This window comes from Cupriavidus sp. UBA2010, from assembly GCF_002335265.1.
Classification (GTDB): domain Bacteria; phylum Pseudomonadota; class Gammaproteobacteria; order Burkholderiales; family Burkholderiaceae; genus Cupriavidus; species Cupriavidus metallidurans.
On the sequence record NZ_DDCI01000009.1, the window covers coordinates 347,922 to 367,908 of the forward strand.

Annotated in this window: 14 protein-coding genes; 5 read left to right on the forward strand and 9 right to left on the reverse strand. The window is 66.0% G+C overall.

What is annotated here, in order from left to right:
* Positions 1-9 precede the first annotated feature (9 nt).
* Together B2246_RS05010 and B2246_RS05015 are read right to left on the reverse strand one after the other, a co-directional pair.
* The gene (locus B2246_RS05010; RefSeq protein WP_286879973.1) at positions 10-603 is read right to left on the reverse strand and encodes a GNAT family N-acetyltransferase; all 594 of its coding nucleotides are present in this window, start codon (positions 601-603) and stop codon (positions 10-12) included.
* Between the two features lie 10 nt (positions 604-613).
* A complete protein-coding gene (locus tag B2246_RS05015) occupies positions 614-1,492 on the reverse strand; it encodes an AAA family ATPase (protein ID WP_008641739.1) in 879 nt (292 codons plus the stop codon).
* A 442-nt stretch (positions 1,493-1,934) separates the two neighbouring features.
* Here B2246_RS05015 and B2246_RS05020 point away from each other — a divergent pair, with 442 nt between their 5' ends.
* Both B2246_RS05020 and B2246_RS05025 read left to right on the forward strand, forming a co-directional pair.
* On the forward strand, positions 1,935-2,279 hold the full coding sequence (locus tag B2246_RS05020; protein WP_008641741.1) for a c-type cytochrome: 345 nt from the start codon (positions 1,935-1,937) through the stop codon (positions 2,277-2,279).
* A gap of 13 nt (positions 2,280-2,292) precedes the next feature.
* On the forward strand, positions 2,293-2,691 hold the full coding sequence (locus tag B2246_RS05025) for a c-type cytochrome (RefSeq protein WP_008641743.1): 399 nt from the start codon (positions 2,293-2,295) through the stop codon (positions 2,689-2,691).
* Positions 2,692-2,785: 94 nt separating this feature from the next.
* Here B2246_RS05025 and aroG read toward each other — a convergent pair whose 3' ends face one another.
* Complete coding sequence (gene aroG, locus B2246_RS05030) at positions 2,786-3,865, reverse strand: 3-deoxy-7-phosphoheptulonate synthase AroG (protein WP_008641744.1); 1,080 nt, start codon at positions 3,863-3,865, stop codon at positions 2,786-2,788.
* A 455-nt stretch (positions 3,866-4,320) separates the two neighbouring features.
* Here aroG and B2246_RS05035 point away from each other — a divergent pair, with 455 nt between their 5' ends.
* The gene (locus B2246_RS05035; RefSeq protein ID WP_008641745.1) at positions 4,321-5,376 is read left to right on the forward strand and encodes a class I SAM-dependent methyltransferase; all 1,056 of its coding nucleotides are present in this window, start codon (positions 4,321-4,323) and stop codon (positions 5,374-5,376) included.
* Positions 5,377-5,428: 52 nt separating this feature from the next.
* On the opposite strand, the gene tldD is transcribed toward B2246_RS05035, so the two are convergent.
* The 3 genes from tldD to B2246_RS05050 form a co-directional block, all read right to left on the reverse strand.
* A complete protein-coding gene (gene tldD, locus B2246_RS05040) occupies positions 5,429-6,889 on the reverse strand; it encodes a metalloprotease TldD (protein WP_286879979.1) in 1,461 nt (486 codons plus the stop codon).
* Positions 6,890-6,955: 66 nt separating this feature from the next.
* A complete protein-coding gene (locus B2246_RS05045) occupies positions 6,956-7,777 on the reverse strand; it encodes a carbon-nitrogen hydrolase family protein (RefSeq protein ID WP_024569129.1) in 822 nt (273 codons plus the stop codon).
* Positions 7,778-7,805: 28 nt separating this feature from the next.
* A complete protein-coding gene (locus B2246_RS05050; protein ID WP_286962609.1) occupies positions 7,806-12,002 on the reverse strand; it encodes a YhdP family protein in 4,197 nt (1,398 codons plus the stop codon).
* Positions 12,003-12,332: 330 nt separating this feature from the next.
* On the opposite strand from B2246_RS05050, the gene glnE reads away from it, so the two are divergent.
* Together glnE and rrtA are read left to right on the forward strand one after the other, a co-directional pair.
* Positions 12,333-15,188, forward strand: coding sequence for a bifunctional [glutamate--ammonia ligase]-adenylyl-L-tyrosine phosphorylase/[glutamate--ammonia-ligase] adenylyltransferase (gene glnE / locus B2246_RS05055; protein WP_035881895.1), 2,856 nt, complete (start codon positions 12,333-12,335; stop codon positions 15,186-15,188).
* Positions 15,189-15,213: 25 nt separating this feature from the next.
* Positions 15,214-15,789, forward strand: a complete 576-nt coding sequence (gene rrtA / locus B2246_RS05060; RefSeq protein WP_051705333.1) for a rhombosortase — start codon at positions 15,214-15,216, stop codon at positions 15,787-15,789.
* A 145-nt stretch (positions 15,790-15,934) separates the two neighbouring features.
* Here the strand turns inward: rrtA and mprA are convergent, their stop codons facing one another.
* The 3 genes from mprA to recN all read right to left on the reverse strand — a co-directional run bounded on the left by mprA (position 15,935) and on the right by recN (position 19,906).
* A complete protein-coding gene (gene mprA / locus B2246_RS05065; protein WP_035881769.1) occupies positions 15,935-17,575 on the reverse strand; it encodes an MprA protease, GlyGly-CTERM protein-sorting domain-containing form in 1,641 nt (546 codons plus the stop codon).
* A 99-nt stretch (positions 17,576-17,674) separates the two neighbouring features.
* Entirely contained in the window at positions 17,675-18,100 is a 426-nt protein-coding gene (locus B2246_RS05070; RefSeq protein ID WP_008649333.1) for a hypothetical protein, read from the reverse strand.
* Positions 18,101-18,136: 36 nt separating this feature from the next.
* A complete protein-coding gene (recN, locus tag B2246_RS05075; protein WP_286879983.1) occupies positions 18,137-19,906 on the reverse strand; it encodes a DNA repair protein RecN in 1,770 nt (589 codons plus the stop codon).
* Between the last annotated feature and the right edge of the window lie 81 nt (positions 19,907-19,987).

Here is a 19,987-nt window from a genome sequence, read left to right on the forward strand (position 1 = left end):
TCTCCCCGGTCAGCGCGGGCGGTCGAGCTGGAACTGCAGGTGCGCGCGCACGGTGGGCCATTCGCTGGCGATGATCGAGAACACGACCGTATCGCGGAACGAGCCATCCGGCATGCGTTGATGGTTGCGGAGCACGCCGTCCTGCTTGGCGCCCAGACGTGCGATGGCGGTGCGGCTCTGGTGGTTCATCCAGTGCGTACGGAATTCCACGGCGATGCAGTCGAGCGTCTCGAACGCATGGCGCAGCAGCATCAGCTTGCACTCGGTGTTGAGCGCGGTGCGTTGCACGCGCCGCGCGTACCATGTCGAGCCGATTTCAACCCGCCGGTTCTTGCCGTCGATGTTCATGTACGTGGTCATGCCGGCCGGGCGGCCGTCAGCATCGAGCACGGTGAACGGTTGCATCGAGTCCTGCGTCTGCAGGTCGAGCCGGCGCTTGATCTCGGCTTCCATGCCTTCGGGCGAGGGCACCGAGGTGTACCAGAGCCGATGGAGCTCGCCATCGGCCGCGGCTTCGCGCAGGCCTTCGGCATGGTCCATCGACAGCGGCGCGAGCGTGGCGTGGCTGCCGGGCAGCGTCACGGGTTGAACGAACCTCGACATCGTGCTGTCCTTAGCGGTTGGCGCGGTTCATGAACACGAGACGCTCGAACAGGTGCACGTCCTGTTCGTTCTTGAGCAGCGCGCCGTGCAGCGGCGGGATCGCGGCCTTGCGGTCGGGGCTGCGCAGTGCCTCGGCGGGAATGTCCTCGGCCATCAGCAGCTTGAGCCAGTCGATCAGCTCCGACGTGCTCGGCTTCTTCTTCAGGCCCGGCAGGTTGCGCATCTCGTAGAACGATTCCATCGCGGCCGCCACCAGCTCGCGCTTGATGCCGGGGTAGTGCACGTCGACGATCTGCTGCATCGTCTCGGCATCCGGGAACTTGATGTAGTGGAAGAAGCAGCGGCGCAGGAAGGCGTCCGGCAGCTCCTTCTCGTTGTTCGAGGTGATGATCACCAGCGGGCGATGCTTCGCCTGGATCAGTTCGCGCGTCTCGTAGACGTAGAACTCCATGCGGTCGAGTTCGCGCAGCAGGTCGTTCGGGAATTCGATGTCGGCCTTGTCGATCTCGTCGATCAGCAGTACCACGGGCTCGTCGGCCTCGAACGCCTGCCAGAGCACGCCCTTGACGATGTAGTTGGCGATGTCGTGCACGCGGTTGTCGCCCAGTTGGGAGTCGCGCAGACGCGACACGGCGTCGTATTCGTACAGGCCCTGCTGGGCTTTGGTGGTTGACTTGATGTGCCATTGCAACAGCGGCATACCCAGTGCTGCGGCCACTTCCTCAGCCAGCATGGTCTTGCCCGTGCCGGGCTCGCCCTTGATCAGCAGGGGGCGCTGCAGCGTGCGTGCGGCATTGACGGCCAGCTTCAGATCGTCGGTGGCAACGTATTGGGCACTACCTTCGAACTTGACCTGCTGGGACGGATTGGCGTTGGCGGTGGTGGACATGGGCGGTCTGATCGTATTGCAAGGGGCGTGGTTGGCAGACAATCGGAAACAATGACTCAGGGCCAATGATCCGGTCGGGCAACAACCGGCATGAACAATCGGAATTTCGGTCGGAATGGGCCAGTATAAGAGCAGATCGGGATTCGCGTTCAGTGGGGGACACCCCAAGGCCGTTCTGTGGACTGGCGCGTGCACGCTGCGGTACAATGCGCCGGTTTGACGCGCCCCTGGTCACAATATCTCCCCCTCATACCCGGCAGTTCTGTCACTGAGACATGGCAGTTCACCGGGAGGCGGCGACAGCGCGAGATGGTTGCAGAATGGTGTGGAAGCACCCGCGGCACATCAGCACTTACCGCGATTTCAGATCCCCGTTCCCAAAGCCGTTTCGCCCTGCAGGGCAGTCACACGCGGTTTAAACACTTCCCACTCAGCTAAGACAATGAAAAAGCTCCTCACGATGGTGGTGTTGGGCGCGGCCGCAACGGCTGCGCAGGCCCAGGACAAGGGCAACGTGGACGCCGCCAAGGACAAGGTCGCAATGTGCATTGGCTGCCATGGCATTCCTGGCTACCGTGCATCGTTCCCCGAGGTATATCAGGTGCCCATGCTTGGCGGCCAGAGTGCCAAGTACATTGAGAACGCGCTCAAGAGCTACCAGAAGGGTGATCGCAAGCATCCGACCATGCGCGGGATTGCCGACAGCCTGTCCGACAAGGACATCGCCGCCGTGGCTGCGTACTACTCGCAGCAGAAGCGCGACACGCAGAACAATCCGCTCAAGTAAGAGGCCCCTGACCATGAAGATGCTGAAAGCTGTTTCGTTCGCGCTGGGTGCTGTCGCGCTTGGCGCCGCTGCCATGTCCGCTTCGGCGGCAGATATCGCCGCTGGCAAGGCACTGGTGGAAAAGGGTGGATGTGTGGCGTGCCACGGCAAGGATCTGAACGCGCCGATCTCGCCGGACTATCCGAAGCTGGCCGGCCAGCACCAGGATTACATCTATCACGCCCTGTTGTCTTACCAGATCAGCGGCAACCCGCTGGTGGGCCGCAATAATGCGATCATGGCCGGTCAGGTCAAGAGCAACCCGGCGGTTACCGGCAAGGACGGCAAGCCGCGGGAGTTTACGCGCAAGGAGTTGAAGGATATTGCCGCGTATATCGAATCGCTGCCGGGCGATCTGGTGCTGAAGAAGTAAGTCGAAAGACGTCAGCCGCTTCGATTTCGTCGCAAGGGAATCGAAGAAAAAAAAAGCCGCTCGAATGAGCGGCTTTTTCGTTCTGCAGTGCGGATCAGTTGCCGCTGCCGGTCACCAGGCGACGCTGTTTCACGGCGTTGGCCAGCGTCTCCAGTACGGCCACGGAGTCATCCCAGGCGATGCAGGCGTCGGTCACCGACTGGCCGTAGGTCAGGTTCTCCACCGGAGTGCCCTGCACATGGTCCTGTCGGCCAGCTACCAGGTGCGATTCCACCATGACGCCGACGATGCGCTGTTCGCCGCCGGCGATCTGCTTGCCGATGTCCTCGCAGACCGGGATCTGGTTCTCGTGCTTCTTGCTGCTGTTGGCGTGCGAGGCATCGATCATCAGACGTGCGGCCAGGCCAGACTTCGAGATCGCGTCGCAGGCTTCCTGCACGCTGGCCGCGTCGTAGTTCGGTGCCTTGCCGCCGCGCAGGATGATGTGGCAGTCCTCGTTACCCGAGGTCGACACGATGGCCGAGTGGCCGCCCTTGGTTACCGACAGGAAATGGTGGGGCTGCGAGGCGGCCTTGATCGCGTCGACGGCGATCTTCACGTTGCCGTCGGTGCCGTTCTTGAAGCCGACCGGGCACGACAGTCCGGAAGCGAGTTCGCGGTGCACCTGCGACTCGGTGGTGCGCGCGCCGATCGCGCCCCAGCTCACCAGATCGGCGATGTACTGCGGGCTGATCATGTCCAGATATTCCGTCCCCGTCGGCACGCCCATTTCGCTGATATTCAGCAGCAGTTCGCGGGCGGTGCGCAGACCGTCGTTGATCTTGAAGCTGCCATCCATGTGCGGATCGTTGATCAGGCCCTTCCAGCCGACCGTCGTGCGCGGCTTTTCGAAGTAGACGCGCATCACGATCTCGAGCTCACCCGCGAAGCGGTCGCGCTGCACCTTGAGCAGCTTGGCGTATTCCAGGGCCGCGCGCGTGTCGTGGATCGAGCACGGGCCGATGATGACGATCAGGCGGTCGTCCATGCCGTGCAGAATGCGATGCATGGCCTGACGGGCGCCATAGATCACGTCGGACGCAGCCTCCGAGCAAGCAAACTCGCGGATCAGGTGCGCGGGCGGCAGCAGTTCCTTGAGTTCTCGAATACGCAGGTCGTCGGTGTTCTTCAGCATGATGGCTCCGGGTTTGTGAGGTCGTGAGTCTGATCTGGAATTGCGTTGCGGCGGTGGCGGGGATAAAAAAAGCCGCCAGGGTCGCTGGCGGCTTTTTTTAGTATTCGGGGCTACTTGCAGCTATCCCTCTCTATCCGCCAGCGGTGTGAGATGCCAAAAAAAGTAAAAGTAAAACTTGGCGGACATGGCGGAAATCGGATCGGCTGTAGTCAGCTTGTGTCGGTTATGCGGCAATGCGTGAAATTTATGCTGCGGTGCGCGATCAAAAGGCATTTTATTGCGCACTCGTGGGAAAAATCACGGGGTGCAATCGCCGCTCGCGCGACAACGAAGCATCTTTATATCGCTTTTCAAGGAAGATGGCAAGCGGCCAATCGATAGATTTAAGCAATTGCAGAGTACCCATGCTTCCTATAGTGGAATCACAAGAACAAGGTGGAGGGAGGGTAGCCATCATGCCAGTCGATGAGGCAAGGCTGAATGCCTTCATGGAGAAATTCGTCCATGACATCGGTGCCGTGATGCACGCGGCGACGGTGGTGTTGGGCGACGAGCTTGGGCTGTACAAGGCACTGGCCGAAAAACCGATGACCGCCGATATGCTGGCGGCAAAAACCCGCACGGATGCGAGGTACCTGCGCGAGTGGCTGTCAGCGCAGGCCGCCAGCGGCTACGTCGAATACGACGCGGACACCGACAGCTTCTCGTTGAACGAGGAACAGGCGCTGGCGCTGGCGCAGGAGGGCAGTCCGGCGTTCATTCCCGGCGCATTCCAGATTGCGGTGGCACAGTTCCGCGCGATTCCGAAGATGGTCGACATCTTCCATAACGGCCGAGGGCTTGGCTGGCACGAACACGACCCGGCGCTGTTCCATGGTACCGAGCGGTTCTTCCGCCCCGGCTACGCGGCACATCTGGTCGGCGAATGGATTCCGTCGCTGGAAGGCTCCGACGCCCGGCTCAAGGCGGGGGCCATGGTGGCTGACGTGGGGTGCGGGCACGGTGCTTCGACGATCATCATGGCGCAGGCCTATCCGGCTTCCACGTTTCGCGGCTTCGACTACCACGAGCCGTCGATCCGATATGCGATCGAGTCTGCCAGACGTGCAGGCGTGAGCAACCGCGTGACGTTCGAAGTGGCGGCGGCCAAGGATTATCCCGGAAGCGGATACGACCTCGTGACGGTCTTCGACTGCCTGCATGACATGGGCGACCCGGTTGGCGCCGCGCGGCACATCCGAGAATCGCTCAAGCCCGACGGGTGCTGGATGATTGTGGAGCCGTTTGCCAATGACCGGCTGCAGGACAACCTCAATCCGATCGGGCGCGTGTTCTATTCGGCGTCGACATTCATTTGCACGCCGGGATCGCGGTCGCAGGAGGGGGCAATGTGCCTGGGAGCACAGGCCGGTGAGGCCCGCATGCGTGGTGTGACGGAGCAGGGCGGCTTTGGCAGCTTCCGCCGCACGGCACAGACACCGTTCAATCTGGTGTACGAGGTGAGGCCGTAGCTTTGACCAGGCGCCCCTCTCCCGCAGGCGGGAGAGGGGCGAACTTCGGCTGTCAGGCCGTGCCACCCACCGTCATGTTCTCGATCCGCAGCGTTGGCTGACCCACGCCCACCGGCACGCTCTGGCCTTCCTTGCCGCAGACGCCCACGCCCGAATCCAGGCGCATGTCGTTGCCGATCATCGTGACGTCCTTGAGCGACTCGGGGCCGTTGCCGACCAGCGTCGCGCCCTTGACCGGATACGTGATCTTGCCGTCCTCGATCATGTATGCCTCGCTGGCCGAGAACACGAACCTGCCGTTGGTGATGTCGACCTGACCGCCGCCGAAGTTCACGGCATAGAGGCCGCGCTTGACGCTGGCGAGGATTTCCTGCGGATCGCGGTCGCCGTTAAGCATGTAGGTGTTGGTCATGCGCGGCATCGGCAGCGCGGCATAGCTCTCGCGGCGTGCATTGCCGGTGACCGGCATCTTCATTAGGCGCGCGTTGAGCGTGTCCTGGATATAGCCGCGCAGGATGCCGTCCTCGATCAGCGTGGTGCACTGCGTGGGGTTGCCTTCGTCATCGAGGTTCAGCGATCCGCGGCGATTGGCGATGGTGCCGTCGTCGACCACGGTCACCCCCTTGGCCGCCACGCGCTCTCCCATGCGGCCGGCAAACGCCGAGGAACCCTTGCGGTTGAAGTCGCCCTCCAGGCCGTGGCCCACGGCCTCGTGCAGCAGCACGCCGGGCCAGCCCGGCCCGAGCACCACGGTCATCGCGCCAGCCGGGGCGGGACGCGCCTCCAGGTTGACCAGTGCCGACGACACCGCTTCGTCCACGTATTTGCGCAGCAGGTCGTCGGTAAAGTACCCGTAGGCATAGCGGCCGCCGCCGCCCGAGGAGCCGATCTCGCGCCGACCGTTCTGTTCGGCGATGACGGTCACGGACACGCGCACCAGCGGACGCACGTCGGCGGCGATCACGCCGTCGCTGCGCGCCACCAGCACCACGTCGTATTCTCCGGCAAGGCCGGCCATGACCTGCACCACGCGCGGATCCTTGGCGCGTGCCAGCTTTTCGATCTTCTCGAGCAGCGCCACTTTCTCGGTGGCGGTCATCGAGTCGAGCGGATCGTTCGGTGCGTAGAGGTTGCGGCCCGTGTGCGAGGCGAGCGAGCCCGCCACCTTGACGCGCCCGCCGCCGCTCTTGCCGATCGTGCGGGTAGCCGCGGCGGCCTGGCTCAGGGCCGGCAGGCTGATGTCGTCGGAGTATGCGAAGGCGGTCTTGTCGCCCGAGACGGCGCGCACGCCAACGCCCTGGTCGATGCTGAAGCTACCCGACTTGACGATGCCTTCCTCGAGGCTCCAGGCTTCGTTGCGGGTGTGCTGGAAATACAGGTCGGCGTAGTCGACCTTGTGGGTGAAGATGTCGGCCAGCACGCGCTGGAGCTTGGCTTCATCGAGCCCGTACGGCGCCAGCAGCAGTTGCTGGGCAGTGGCCAGGTTGCGGATTCCGAGATCGCCGGCGTTCATGATTGTCCTTTTCGATACCCCGTGGCGGTCTGCCACGGCGGCCTGCAATGTGAATTTCCGTCAATCCTACAGCACGCGGTGACGCAGTGCCGGCAGGTTCTGACGCACTTCGGCAAGACGAGCCGGGTCGACCGTACCCGACACCACGCCTTCACCCTCGGGCAACACGCCCATCAACTCGCCCCACGGGTCCACCAGCATCGAGTGACCCCAGGTGCGGCGGCCATTTTCGTGCTTGCCGCCTTGTGCCGCGGCCAGCACATAGCACTGGTTTTCGATCGCGCGGGCGCGCAGCAGGATCTCCCAGTGAGCCTGGCCCGTGGTGTAGGTGAAAGCCGCCGGCATCAGGATCAGGCTGACGTCATTCTTGCCCGCCAGTCCGCGATAGAGCTCCGGAAAGCGCAGGTCGTAGCAGACCGACATCGCCACCCGTCCGCACGGCGCATCGAAGGCCACCGGCGTCTTGCCGGCCAGGATCGTGCGCGATTCGTCGTAGCTCTCGGTGCCCTTGGTGAAGCCGAACAGGTGGATCTTGTCGTAGCGCGCCACGCGGCGGCCATGCGGATCGAAGGCGAGCGACGTGTTGTAGACGCGCGCATCGTCGTTGCACCACATCGGCAGTGTGCCGCCCACGAGCCAGACGCGATGACGCCGCGCGGCATCGGCCAGGAAGCTCTGCACCGGACCGTCGCCATCCTGTTCGCGGATGGCGACCTTGTCGGTCTCGTGACGGCCCATCATGCAGAAGTACTCGGGCAGCAGCACCAGTTCGGCGCCGCCGCGCGCGGCCTCGGCGATCAGCGCATCGGCACGCGCGAGGTTGTCGTCGAGCGTGATGCCGGTGACGGTCTGGATGGCGGCAACGCGCATCGGGGCAGTGGCAGTCATCTTGGCTTCCTTCTCTGGAGCAGGGGCTTCAGCGCGGATAGGCGCCGGAACGCTCCTGGATCGGCGGTTGCGGCTTATTGTCTTCCACTTTCGTGACCTTGGGGTCGGCCCACGATCCGGACACGCGGTAATGCTGCGTGAACACCTTCGAGATCTCGTCGGCGAACATCAACTGGGCGGCCAGCGTGCCGATGCCCAGCACCGGATTGATGAACGCGGCGGCCACCGACGTGGTGGTGGCGTTGATGCGCGGCGTCACGGCCACTTCCAGGTCCTGCGTCTCGTGCAACAGGTCCGCCGTGCCAGACATCGAGGCCATGGCCTGGCCACTCTTGAACTTGAACTCTTCGATCTTGCCCACGCCGTTTTCGATCGTGCCGGTGCCGTTGAGGCTGTCGAACACCATCCCCCGGCTCGAGAGCGAGCGGAAGTCCAGCGTGGCGAAACGCAGCAGGCTTTGCAGGCTCAGCACGCCGAGCAGCCGCGCGGCGCCCGGGTCGACGCTCAGGATCTGGCCGTTCTCGATATTCAGTTTCAGGCGACCCGAAAGCGTGGGGTAGTCGATCGACATCGGCGAGCCGCGCCAGGCGATGCGACCCTCGAACGTGCCCTTGCCGTCGCGCAGCGTGTGGGGCAGGCCCATGCGTTCGAGCACGTCGCCTCCGTTGCGGATGTCGAGCTTGAAGTTCAGCAGCGTGCGGCGGCCTTCGGTCGAGGAAGCATCGCCTTGAGCCGCCGCTTCACGCAAGCGCCTTGGCAGGCGCCAGGAGCCATTGCCGGTGAGCTTGGCGCCCGGCTGTTCGATGGTCAGGCTGTCGAGCGTCCAGACCGGCTGGTTGTCGTCATGGCTCGTATGGGCCTTGACCTCGAGCTTGCCGAATTCCCGGCCGTGCAGGACGAACCTGTCGACGCTCAGGTCGAGCGCCGGCATTTCCTCGACGCTGCGCGTGATGGCTTCGGTCATGTGGCCGTCATCGGTGGCGTCGGGGATGTCCAGATGCGCGAGCCGCACGGTGAGCATCCCGGACGGATTGCTCGCGTTGCGGCGCCACTGTCCGGTGCCGGCGATCTGGCGCGAATTGATCTGCATGTTCCAGCCGCCGTCGCCGCGCTCCCGGCCGGCATCGAGCGAAACGTCATCGAGACTGCGGCCGAACGCATCGAGCACCTTGGCGCGCACCGTCATGCGATCGGGCAGGAATGGGGACGAGCGTCCTATGTCACCGGCGGGTTTGTCGCCGCCTTTGTTATCCGGGCCGCTGAGCAAGGCGCGCCAGGCATCGACATTGAGCCGGTCCGTGGTCATCGCCACCGTGATGCCGCTTGCAGGCTGAGGCGCCGGTTGCCCAAGGCCGATGCCGCCGGACAGGACTTCCAGCGCATCGCCGCCACGGCGTAGCACATAGCGCGCGCTGGCCGCATTGCCGAGTTGCACGGTGACTTCGTCCAGGCCCGCGCGGCCGGGCGCGGTCGACGGTCGTAGGTCGAAGCGCAGTGGCATGTCCTGCGCGGCGGTCTTGGCCAGCGGCGCTGGCAGGTCCAGAGCGAGTCCGTTGAGGTTGGATGCCACCTCCACCTGCAGATGCTTGTCGTGAACGCCGACCACGGCGCTATAGGCGGTGGTCCCGTCGATGCGGCTGCCGAGGGCTGACATTTCCGTACCGAGCGCCTCGCGCAGGCCCTGGGCCGTGGCCGTGCCGCTGACTGTCACACGTGTGGTGCCGTCTGGCTGCGTGCCGCCGCCGAGGCGAGTCTCGCCACCGACAAATCGGCCACGCACGTTGTCGAGTCGGAAGCCGTGTTCGTCGAAGGCCACCGCGCCGGTGGCGCCGTAGAGCGTTGGCAGTTCCGGGAACAAGGTCACGTCGTTGCCGGGGAAGCGGAATTCGCCGTTGACCTTAGAACCCGCCGCGTGATTGAGCGGCAGGTCCAGTTTGAGCTTGAGCTCGCCATTGCCCGGCGCGTGCGACGTCTCGGTGACGTTGGCCGTCCACTCCTTGACCGGGCTGGTAGCCACGAAGCGCAGGAAGCTCTGCACCGGGCCGCTGGCGCTGCCGTCGACCAGCAGGTGACCGTGGTCACCCATGTCGTCGATACGCCCGCTCACGTCGCGCAGGGTTACGCCCTGGATACCCGCCACGCCCGCGCGCTTCGCCAGGAACGACATGCTGCCGCGTTCGAACATCACCATGCCTTCGATGTCCGTGAATTCGGGCCATGCCGTGCCGGCCTTTTGCCCGCTTGCGCCGTTGGGGCCGGTTTCGTCTGGTGCGATCTGGTAGTTCACGTGGCGCACCGGCACTTCCACGCGGAAGTCGCCAGCCTTGGCCAGCGGCGGATGGAACGGGAAGTGAGTGAGGTCGCCCTTGACCAGAAACTTGACGTCGTGCGCTTCGCCGCCGACCAGCGCGCCCGCCAGATAGTGGCGGGTGGCTGGCAGCGTGAGCGGCATGTAGCGCGGGACACGGTTGGCCTGGGCGCGCTCGAGTTCGCCTGTCAGATCGGCCACGCCGGCGTGGCTGTCGCCTCCCTGGCGCCAGGTGCCGCGCACCGTGCCGGCGGTATCGGTGTTGGCGAACTGGATACCATCGGTACGGACCACGAGCTTGTCACCCTCGTGCGTCCAGCGCACTTCGCCGCGCAGCGTGTCGAACGGCAGGCGTGGATCCTCGAACACACCCGGGAAGATCAGGGCGCCGCCGGTAGTGTCGACCCTCGCCACGCCCTGCTTGTCGTCGAAGTTGAAGCTGCCCGAGAGCTGGCTGAAGCCGGGCGTGCCGGCGCGCGGGAGGCCGTCCGCATCCACGGCCGGCACGGCGGGCTGGCCATTCACGGAAACGTTGCGCAGTGTGCCCTGCACGTTGTAGTGCTGGGTGCCAGGGGTACGTGACAGCATGCCGGCGCGGTCGCGCGACCACGCGACGTCGAGATTGTCGATATGGCCCGCCGGCTGCAACGCGCGGAGCTGGCGTAGCACGGCGGTGTCCAGCGGCATCGACGTGGCCAGCGCGCGCAGCGTGTTGAGGTCGAAAGTCGGCGCCCGCAGTGCGAACTTGCGTAACTGACCGGAGCTGTCACGGTTCCAGTCGATCGTCACCTTGCGCATCCCTTCGCGCCACGTCGCGTCCGCGTTGGACGGCGGGCCCGCCTGCGGCTCGGCCTGCCAGAGCAGGGTGTCGATGGTCAGCTGGTGGTTGCCGTTGCGGTCGCTCTTATGCAGTAGCAGGGCCTGGGCGTTGGCCAGCTTGAGTGGCTCCGGCGCCCCAGCCAGATGCAGGTCGACGCCAGATGCACGCAGCCGCATCTGGCTGCGCTGTACCTGTCCGCCACGGAAGTCGACGGTGCCGTCGGTGCTGAAGACGCCATCCTGCACGCTGTCGAAGATGGCCAGGTAGCGCTGCACGACCGGCAATTCGAGCTGGTTGAAGGCCCAGCTTGCCTGACCGGTCCAGTGCTGCCAGTTGCCCGTGCCGTGCAGGTAGTCGTGGCGCAGGTTGGCCTGGAATACCAGCGGTCGCGGCGCCAGCGCGGCGCTGCGCGCCTCGAGCCGCACAATGTGCTGGGCGCCATCGCGCTCGGTGGTGAAGTGGATGTCCGCCACGTCGAGCTGAGGCAGCCGGGCCTTCTCGTCCAGCCAGCGCAGGTTACCGCTGACCAGGTCGATGCGCCCCTGGGACAGCAGCCAGTGCAGGAACGGATCGTCCTGCGCGCCGGTCTTTTGTGTTTCCACAGGCACACCGGCAACCAGCAACTTGCCTTCGGGGGTGCGCCGGATCAGCACATCGGTACGGTCGGCCGTCAGGCTGACGAACTGCAGCGCCATCGTCGGCACCGATTGCCACGACAGTTTGCCGTCGAGCGACCCGGCGGTCAGCAGCACGCGCTGCTGCGCGTCCACCGCGCGTACGTCGCGGGCGCGGAACGCCGGATGCCAGCCATCCCAATAGGTGTCGAGTTCGCCAATAGTGAGGCGCGCGGAGAGCGCGGTCGACCCTTGGTGTTCGAGCCATTCGCGCGCGGTGTGGGCCTGCGGCCAGAGCACGAAGCGGATCAGCAGCACGGCGACGATCGCCAGTGCGAGCAGCGCCGCCACGATGCGCACGATCATCCGCCAGAGTCGCGGCCAGACTGGATGGCGGATGGCGGTCCACAATCCGAGCCAGAGCCCGCGCAGCGTGGCGCGGACGAACGCCGCCGCCCGGCGGCCAGCGCCAGATGTGGGCATCGAACTCCGGGGAGCAACGGCAAGCGCGGCTTGGTCTTCGCCACCCGCGCGTGGAGATGCGGAACCGTCGTGTGGAGCGGTAGGGCGGCTGGACATGGGCAGATTATCCGACAATACTAGCCGCTCTCCAAAGTGGTGCGCACGCGAATGCCGCGTGTTGTCACGGCGCCTGCTGCGAAATTGCAAAAAGTAACTGGAATGACTGTCCCTGATCCGACGAGTTCCGCCGAGGGCAATGCCCCGGCTTCGACTGACCTGCAGCGCATGGCGGATGGCGCAGGAACCACTTCGAATGTGACATTGCCCGGCGAGGCCGGTCCGATCGGCAACATGGCCCAGGGGGCCTATGCCACGATCGCGGCTCAGGGACTTGCCGCCGCAGATTGCGAAGGCCACGTATTGTACTCGGCTGCGTACTCTCATTACGCACGCCGGGTGCTCGCGGCACGCCCGGGCCTGCCGGCAATCGTCGGCGAGGCCGCCGCGACGCCGGTGTCCCGTGCATGGATGGAGTCGCGGCTGCAGGCGCTGGTCGCGCCGTCCGCCGATGCGGAGGCCGCCGCGGGCCAGGCACTGCGCCGGTTGCGTGCCGAGGTCATGTGCGTGCTGATCGAGCGCGATCTGCGTGGTCTGGCCACGTTGGCGGAGATCACCGGCGCGATGACGGACCTGGCGGAGCTGGCGATCCAGTTCGGCCTGCGCGTGCTCGGCGCGGACCTCGGCGCGACCTACGGACGCCCCATCGGCGAGCAGAGCGGCGAGGCGCAGGAACTGGTGGTCGTCGGCATGGGCAAGCTCGGCGGGCGCGAACTGAACGTCTCGTCCGACATCGACCTGATCTTCCTCTATGACGAGGATGGCGAGACGCAGGGCGGATCGCGCAGCCTGTCCAATCACGAGTATTTCATTCGCCTTGGCCGCCGGCTGATCACGTTGCTGTCCGAGGTCACGGCTGATGGCTACGTCTTCCGCGTCGATATGCGCCTGCGGCCCAATGGCGACGCGGGGCCGCTCGTCTGCAGCTTCGGGATGCTCGAGGAATACCTGGTGGTGCAGGGCCGCGAGTGGGAGCGCTATGCCTGGATCAAGGGGCGTGTGGTGTCGGCCTGCGATACGCCGCACGCCGAACGTGTCGCGTCCATGCTCTCGCGCCTGACCACGCCGTTCGTGTTCCGCCGTTACCTCGACTACGGCGTGATCGCGGCGATCCGATCGCTCCATGCCCAGATTCGCGCCGAAGCGGCCAAGCGCAGCGGTGGTCTGGCCGGGCACGGTGTGAACCAGCGCTCGTTCAATATCAAGCTCGGTCGTGGCGGCATTCGCGAAATCGAGTTCATGGCGCAGGTGTTCCAGTTGATTCGCGGTGGGCAGGACCCCGCGCTGCGGGTGCGGCCCACGCTCGAGGTGCTCGACGTGGCGCTGGAACGCAACCTGTTGCCCGCTGGGCAGGCACTGCAGCTTGCCGATGCCTACCGCTTCCTGCGCCAGCTCGAGCACAGGCTCCAGTATCGCGACGACGCCCAGACGCATCACCTGCCGACGTCGGACGAAGAGCGCGTCGCCGTGGCGCAAATGATGGGCTATGGCGACTGGGAGGCGCTGGTCGCGCAGATGAACGCGCTGATGGACCCCGTGGCGCAGCAGTTCGAGGCGACGTTCACCAGTCCCGATACGCCGGAGTGCGAGGCGCTGTGGCCCGCGCTGGTGCGTGAGGAGCAGAGCTCCCGCGCCTCGCAGGACACCCCGGGTGACGGCGAGGAGACCGATCCCGAATCGTCACCATGCCAGCGCCTGCAGGCCGCGGGCTTTAGCGACTGCACGGGCCTGTACGACCGGCTCCGCGCGATCGCCACGTCGATGCGTTATCGCGCGTTGTCCGAAACCAGCCGCTCGCGCTTCGACCAGCTCGTCAACCGGGCGCTCGATCTCGCGGCCAAGCAGGACGATTCGGACAGCACGATCGCGCGCTTTCTCGATTTTCTCGATGCGATCAGCCGGCGGGCGTCTTATCTGTCGCTACTGTCGGAGTATCCGCAGGCAATGGACCGCGTCGCGCAGACGCTGCACGCATCGCGCTGGGCCGCGACCTACCTGACGCGCCACCCGCAACTGCTCGACGAACTGCTCGATGCCGACGCGCTGGCCGGAGCGCCGGACTGGCCTGCTTTCCGCGCGCGGCTGAGCGAACGGCTGCAGGCGTCGGACGGCCAGATCGAGGCGCAGATGGATATCCTGCGTCGCGAGCACCATGCCGAAACGTTCCGCATCCTGTTGCAGGATCTGCAGGGGATGCTCACCGTCGAGCAGGTGGCCGACCGTCTTTCCGATCTGGCGGATGCGATGCTCGACGTCACGCTTCAGGCCGTGTGGCGCCAGTTGCCGACGCGTCACTGCGACACCCCGCGTTTCGCGGTAATCGCCTATGGCCGGCTCGGCGGCAAGGAGTTGGGGTACGCGTCCGATCTGGACCTGATCTTCCTCTACGACGACGATCACGAACGTGCGCCCGACGTCTATGCGGCCTACGCGCGCCGCCTGATCACCTGGCTGACCAGCCATACCGCGGCGGGCATGTTGTTCGACGTGGACACGCGTCTGCGGCCAAACGGCGCGGCCGGGTTGCTGGTGACCAGCTTCGACGCGTTCCGACGCTATCAGTTGCGCGAGGGTGACAACGCCGCATGGGTCTGGGAACACCAGGCCCTGACGCGCGCGCGCTTCTGCGCTGGCGCCCCGGAAATCGGCGCCCGTTTCGAGGATCTTCGCGAAGAGATCCTGCGCCAGCCGCGCGATGGTGCCGCGCTGCGCGGCGAGATCGTCGAGATGCGCGCCAAGGTGGCGGAGGGGCATCCGAACCCGACCGACCTGTTCGACCTCAAGCATGATCGCGGCGGCATGGTCGATATCGAGTTCGCCGTGCAGTATCTGGTGCTGCTGCACAGCGGCGCGCATCCGGAACTGACCCGCAATGCCGGCAACATCGCGCTGCTGCGTATGGCGGGCGTGCTGAACCTGATCGACGCCAGTCTCGCGCAGGCCGTGGGCGACGCGTACCGGCTGTTCCGCGCGCGCCAGCACAAGCTGCGGCTCGATGGGTTCGACCAGGCGCGGGTGCCACCGGAGAGTGTGCGCGAACAGGCCACGCAGGTGCGCACCCTGTGGCGCGCGGTATTTGGTGAAGGCTGAGCGCGCCTTGCCGGGCTGGCCGGCCATGCTCGCCGCAGTGGCGGGTGTGGCGGCGCTGGCCGCGTTGTTCACGTTCGTGCCGTGGATGCACGCGCACGGCCTCTATTTGCGCGATGCCGTGCGGACGGAGGGTCAATGGTGGCGCCTGGTCACCGCGATGTGGGTGCACCTCGACACCAGACACTATCTCTCCGATGTTGCCGCCACCGCCGGGCTCATGCTGCTCGCCGGGCGCGAGGCGCGGGTGCGTGAGTCGCTGACGGTGCTGGTGGTCTGCGGACTGGCCGCCCAGTTGGCGTTGCTCGCGATGCCGGCGGTAGGTTGGTATGGCGGGTTGTCCGGGGCTACACACGGGCTTGCGCTATGGACGGCGTTGCGGCTGCTGCAGGCACCCGGCTGGTCGCGCCTGATCGGCGTGGTGACGTGCGTGATCGTGCTGGGCAAGGTCTGGCTCGAACAATCGTGGCTCGCGGCCGTGGTGTTCGATCCGTCGTGGGGGTTCGGCGTGGTGCGCGGCGCGCACGCGGCGGGCGCTGTGGCGGGATTGGGCTGCTGGTTGCTGCAGGAATGGTGGGGGGCGCGTGGGAAGCGTGAAGGATAGTTGAGCGGTTATCGCCCTTCCAGCCAGCCGGCGAGCGGCGCAAATCGCCAGCCTTCGATCTTGATACTCCCGCGGTGCTCTGCCCCGACCCCGCTAGCAGGAAAGGGGAAGGGGCAGGGCCAAAGGGCAGGCGCCCGCTATGCGGTTATGCCCGCTTCACTCCCACCCGCCTCCGTATCGCGAACCCCATCACACCCATCACCAGCAACAAGGCAGCGCTCCACGGCACCATCGCGCCGCCCCCACCGCCCCCGCCCCCGCTGCTGCCGGAGCCACTGCCGCCAGTCGATGTCGATGAGGAACCGGCCGGCGCGCTAATCGCCGCCGCCAATGCGGCATCGGCATCCAGCAGTCCGGCGCCACATTTGCCGACATTGCTGCCGGTGGTGCAGAACGTGTTGGCCGGGTGCGGACGTGCCGAACTCTGCAGGGCAGTCGTGACCTGGGCCGGCGTCAGTGCGCCATTCACCGCGAACATCAATGCGACGACGCCCGACACCATCGGTGTCGCGAAGCTCGTGCCTTGAGAACTGACGATCGTGTAGTTGCCGATGGTCGTCGCGCCATCGTTCGAGAGCGTCCGGATGTATGACTGGCCGCCCACCGCCGTGCAGACTGGCTGACCCGCGATGGTGCCGACCTTCGAGTTGCCGCAGCCGCCGCCGGGCGCGCTCAGCGTTACCTGGGTCCCGAAGTTGGCGTAGCTCGCGTTCTCGCCATCGTTCGCGTGCGCGGTCACGGCGACCACGCCGGAGCAGTCGGCGGGGGCTTCCACGGCACCGGCCGAGTTGCCGGCGGCAGCCACCACCACCACGCCCGCTGCATTGAGATCGTTGATTGCCTGTTGTTCAATCGTCGAGCACGTGCCGCCACCCAGGCTGATATTGATCACCCGCGCCGGGGTCGGGTTGGCCGGTACATTTGGCACGCTCAGGCCGCCGGCCCAGCGCATGCCGTCGACGGTGTCGGACAGCAGCGCGCCGCAGCGTCCCGATACCCGCACAGGCTGAATCCGTGCCGACCAGTCCACGCCGGCGATGCCGAGGCCGTTGTTGGTCAACGCGCCCAGCGTGCCGGCCACGCGTGTGCCGTGCCAGGTGCTGGCCTGTGGGCCGGCGGAGCCGTCCGGGCAGGTGACGCCGGATGGGACGTAGTCACCGGGGTCCGTGGCGTCGCCGCTGCGCGTCGCGCCGTTCGTCGATACGAAGTTGTAGCCGGCGATTATCCGGCTGGCCAGATCGGGGTGGGGCAGATACCCGGTGTCGACCACCGCGATCACGACGCTGCTACTGCCGCGCGTGCGGTCCCACGCCTTCGGCAGGTTGACGCCGCCAACTACCTGCGATGGCGGGCCAAGATACGTCTGGTTGGTGGCGAACTCGGGGTCGTTCGGAATGGTGTCATGCAACCGCAGCCAGCGATCCGGCACGGCGTCGGCGATGCGTGGGTCGTTGCGCAGCCGCTTTGCGACAATCTCGGGATCGTCGCCACGACTGTCCTTTACCGTCAGCAACTGCATCGCGCCGGACATCGGACGCTTGACGGATAGGCCGAGCCCCGTGCTGGAGGCCACCTGGCGCATCCGGGTGGTGTCCGTGGGGGTATCGACGGTCTGGCTGCCGTCGCGCCATCGCACGATGTAGTTGCCGGTGTAGACCGGGGCGGTACGCGCTGCCGTGCCGGTATCGGCATGGGCGGCAGGAGCGTGGGCGAGGGCTGCGCCGATGACAACCAGCGCGGCTGGCGCGGCGGACGTGAGCCAGGACTTCAGCAACCTGTACGGCATCATCGCTCCTTAAGGGGCTTTGTCGGCTAGAGCTTGTCGAGGCAACCGGCGATGCGAACTGCTGAGGTACTCGGCTCTCAGATTAGGCGATGCTGATACTTATTGCTGGGGCATGTCGCGGCCACCCGGCATGGAGCGGTGCGGCTTCAACATGCGGTCGGGCGTTGCCGATTCCACGCGCGGCGCGGCCTGCAGCGTGGCGACTGCCTGGTCGGCGGTGATGTCGGGGGATTTCGTGATCGCGGTGACCAGCCAGACCCCTCCTGACATCGGGCGTTTGACCACATAGCGCACCGGCCCCTCGATCGCTGCCAGCAGCTTGCCGGCGTCTTCCGAGGTTGTCACATCCGGCGGCGTGAACTTGACGAGGATGTCCCCGATCGCGCGGTCGTCCGTAATGCTGCCGCGCGGCGGCGCAAATGACTTCGATTCCGAGGCGCAGCCCGACACTGCCGTCACAGCCAGCGCGGCAAAGGTGGCCGCGACGACGCGGCGGTGGAGCGATGGCGACTTGCCATGGGTCATCGGTTTGAAACTCCTGTGTGGTTCGGCGTGCCGGAATCAGCCGGCCGCGCGGCGCGGGCGCTTGCCACTGCTTTCGCGCGGCGAGTTGGCCGCCTGGGCCGCCTGGGTGCCTTGCGCCAGCATTTCCTCGGCATGTTGCATGGTCGTGGCAGTGACCGTGGTACCCCCAAGCATACGCGCGGTTTCCTGGACGCGACCATCTGTATCAAGTGTCCGGATGCGTGATCGCGTCACCGGGCCGCCATTGTCGCCTCCGGCCTTTTTGTCATCCTTGCTGGTTTCCTTGCTGACCAGCAGGTGGGTCCCGGCCTGCGCCGCCACCTGTGGCAGGTGCGTGACGCAGAGTACCTGTCGCGAGCGTCCGAGCTCCTGCAGGCGGCGTCCGACCACCTCGGCTACCGCGCCGCCGATACCCGTGTCCACTTCGTCGAAGATCAGCGTTGGCGTGGGCGCCGCCTCGCTTGTGATGACCGAAATCGCCAGGCTGATCCGCGCCAGTTCGCCACCCGATGCCACGCGGGCGAGCGGCCTGGGGCTCACGCCGGCGTGGCCCGCGACCAGGAACTCGATCTGCTCGAGCCCGTGGCTCTGGCCTTCCTCTAGCGGATGCAATGCCACGGCGAACGTGCCGCCGGCCATCGACAGGCCCTGCATCGCATTGGTAACGGCGGCGGACAAGGCTTCGGCTGCCACCTTGCGCGCCCCCGACAGATGCTGGGCGAGGGTCAGGTAGGCAGCGCGCGACGCGGCTTCGCGCGCCAGCACCTTGTTGATGTCCTGGGCGGCCTGGAGGTCGTCAAGTTGCTGGCGGCGGGCCAGCAACTCGTCGGATAGCTGTTCGGGCGGCAGACGATACTTGCGGGCGGTGGCGTGCAGCGCCTGCATGCGCTCTTCCACGGCCTGCAGCCGTTCCGGATCGAGTTCGAGCCGGTCGACATAGCGGTTCAGGGAGTGCGCGGCTTCCTCGACCTGCACCAGCGCCGGCTCGAGCGCGGCCAGCACGTCGCGCAGGCCCGCGTCGACATCGGCCAGTTGCTGGAGTCGGTGCACCACGCCGTTGAGCACGGAGGTCACTGCGCCGTCCGATTCGGATAGTGCGTCGAGCGCGGCGCGGCCGCCGTCGATCAGGCCCGCCGCGTGCGACAGGCGGTTGTATTCGCCCTGGATCTCTTCCCATTCACCTGGCTGCGGCGCGAGCTTGTCCAGTTCGCCGACCTGCCATTCGAGCCGCTCCCGTTCGAGCTGCATCTCGCGCGACTGGTGCTCCACCGCCTCGCGTTGCTTGACGCAGGCGCGCCACACACGCCAGGCCTCGGCCACGGCGGCGGATTGTTCGGTCAGGCCTGCGTGGGCGTCGAACAACTGGCGTTGGGCATCCGGACGCAGCAGCAACTGGTGCGCGTGCTGGCCGTGGATATCGACGAGCTGGTCGCCCACCTCGCGCAACTGCGCCAGCGTTGCCGCGGCGCCATTGATGAAGGCCTTGCTGCGGCCGCTGGCGTCGACAGTCCGGCGCAGCAGCACGGTGCCGCCGTCGTCGTCTTCCATGTCGCTCGACAGTTCGCGCTCGGCCAGCCACGCATCCAGCGCTGGGTGGGTGTGGAAGGTGGCACTGATGCTGGCACGTGCCGCGCCTTCGCGGACCACGCCTGCGTCGGCCCGTTCACCCAGCACCAGGGCGAGCGCGTCGATGAGGATCGACTTGCCCGCGCCGGTTTCACCCGTGAAGACGGTAAAGCCGGCGGAGAAGTCGAGGTCGAGCGTGTCGACGATGACGAAGTCGCGGATCGATAGGCTGCGCAGCATCGTGGGCGGTGAGCGGTGGCGGGTAAGGGCGGTAAGGGCGGTAAGGGCGGTAAGGGCGGGTAACGAGGATAACGGCGGAAC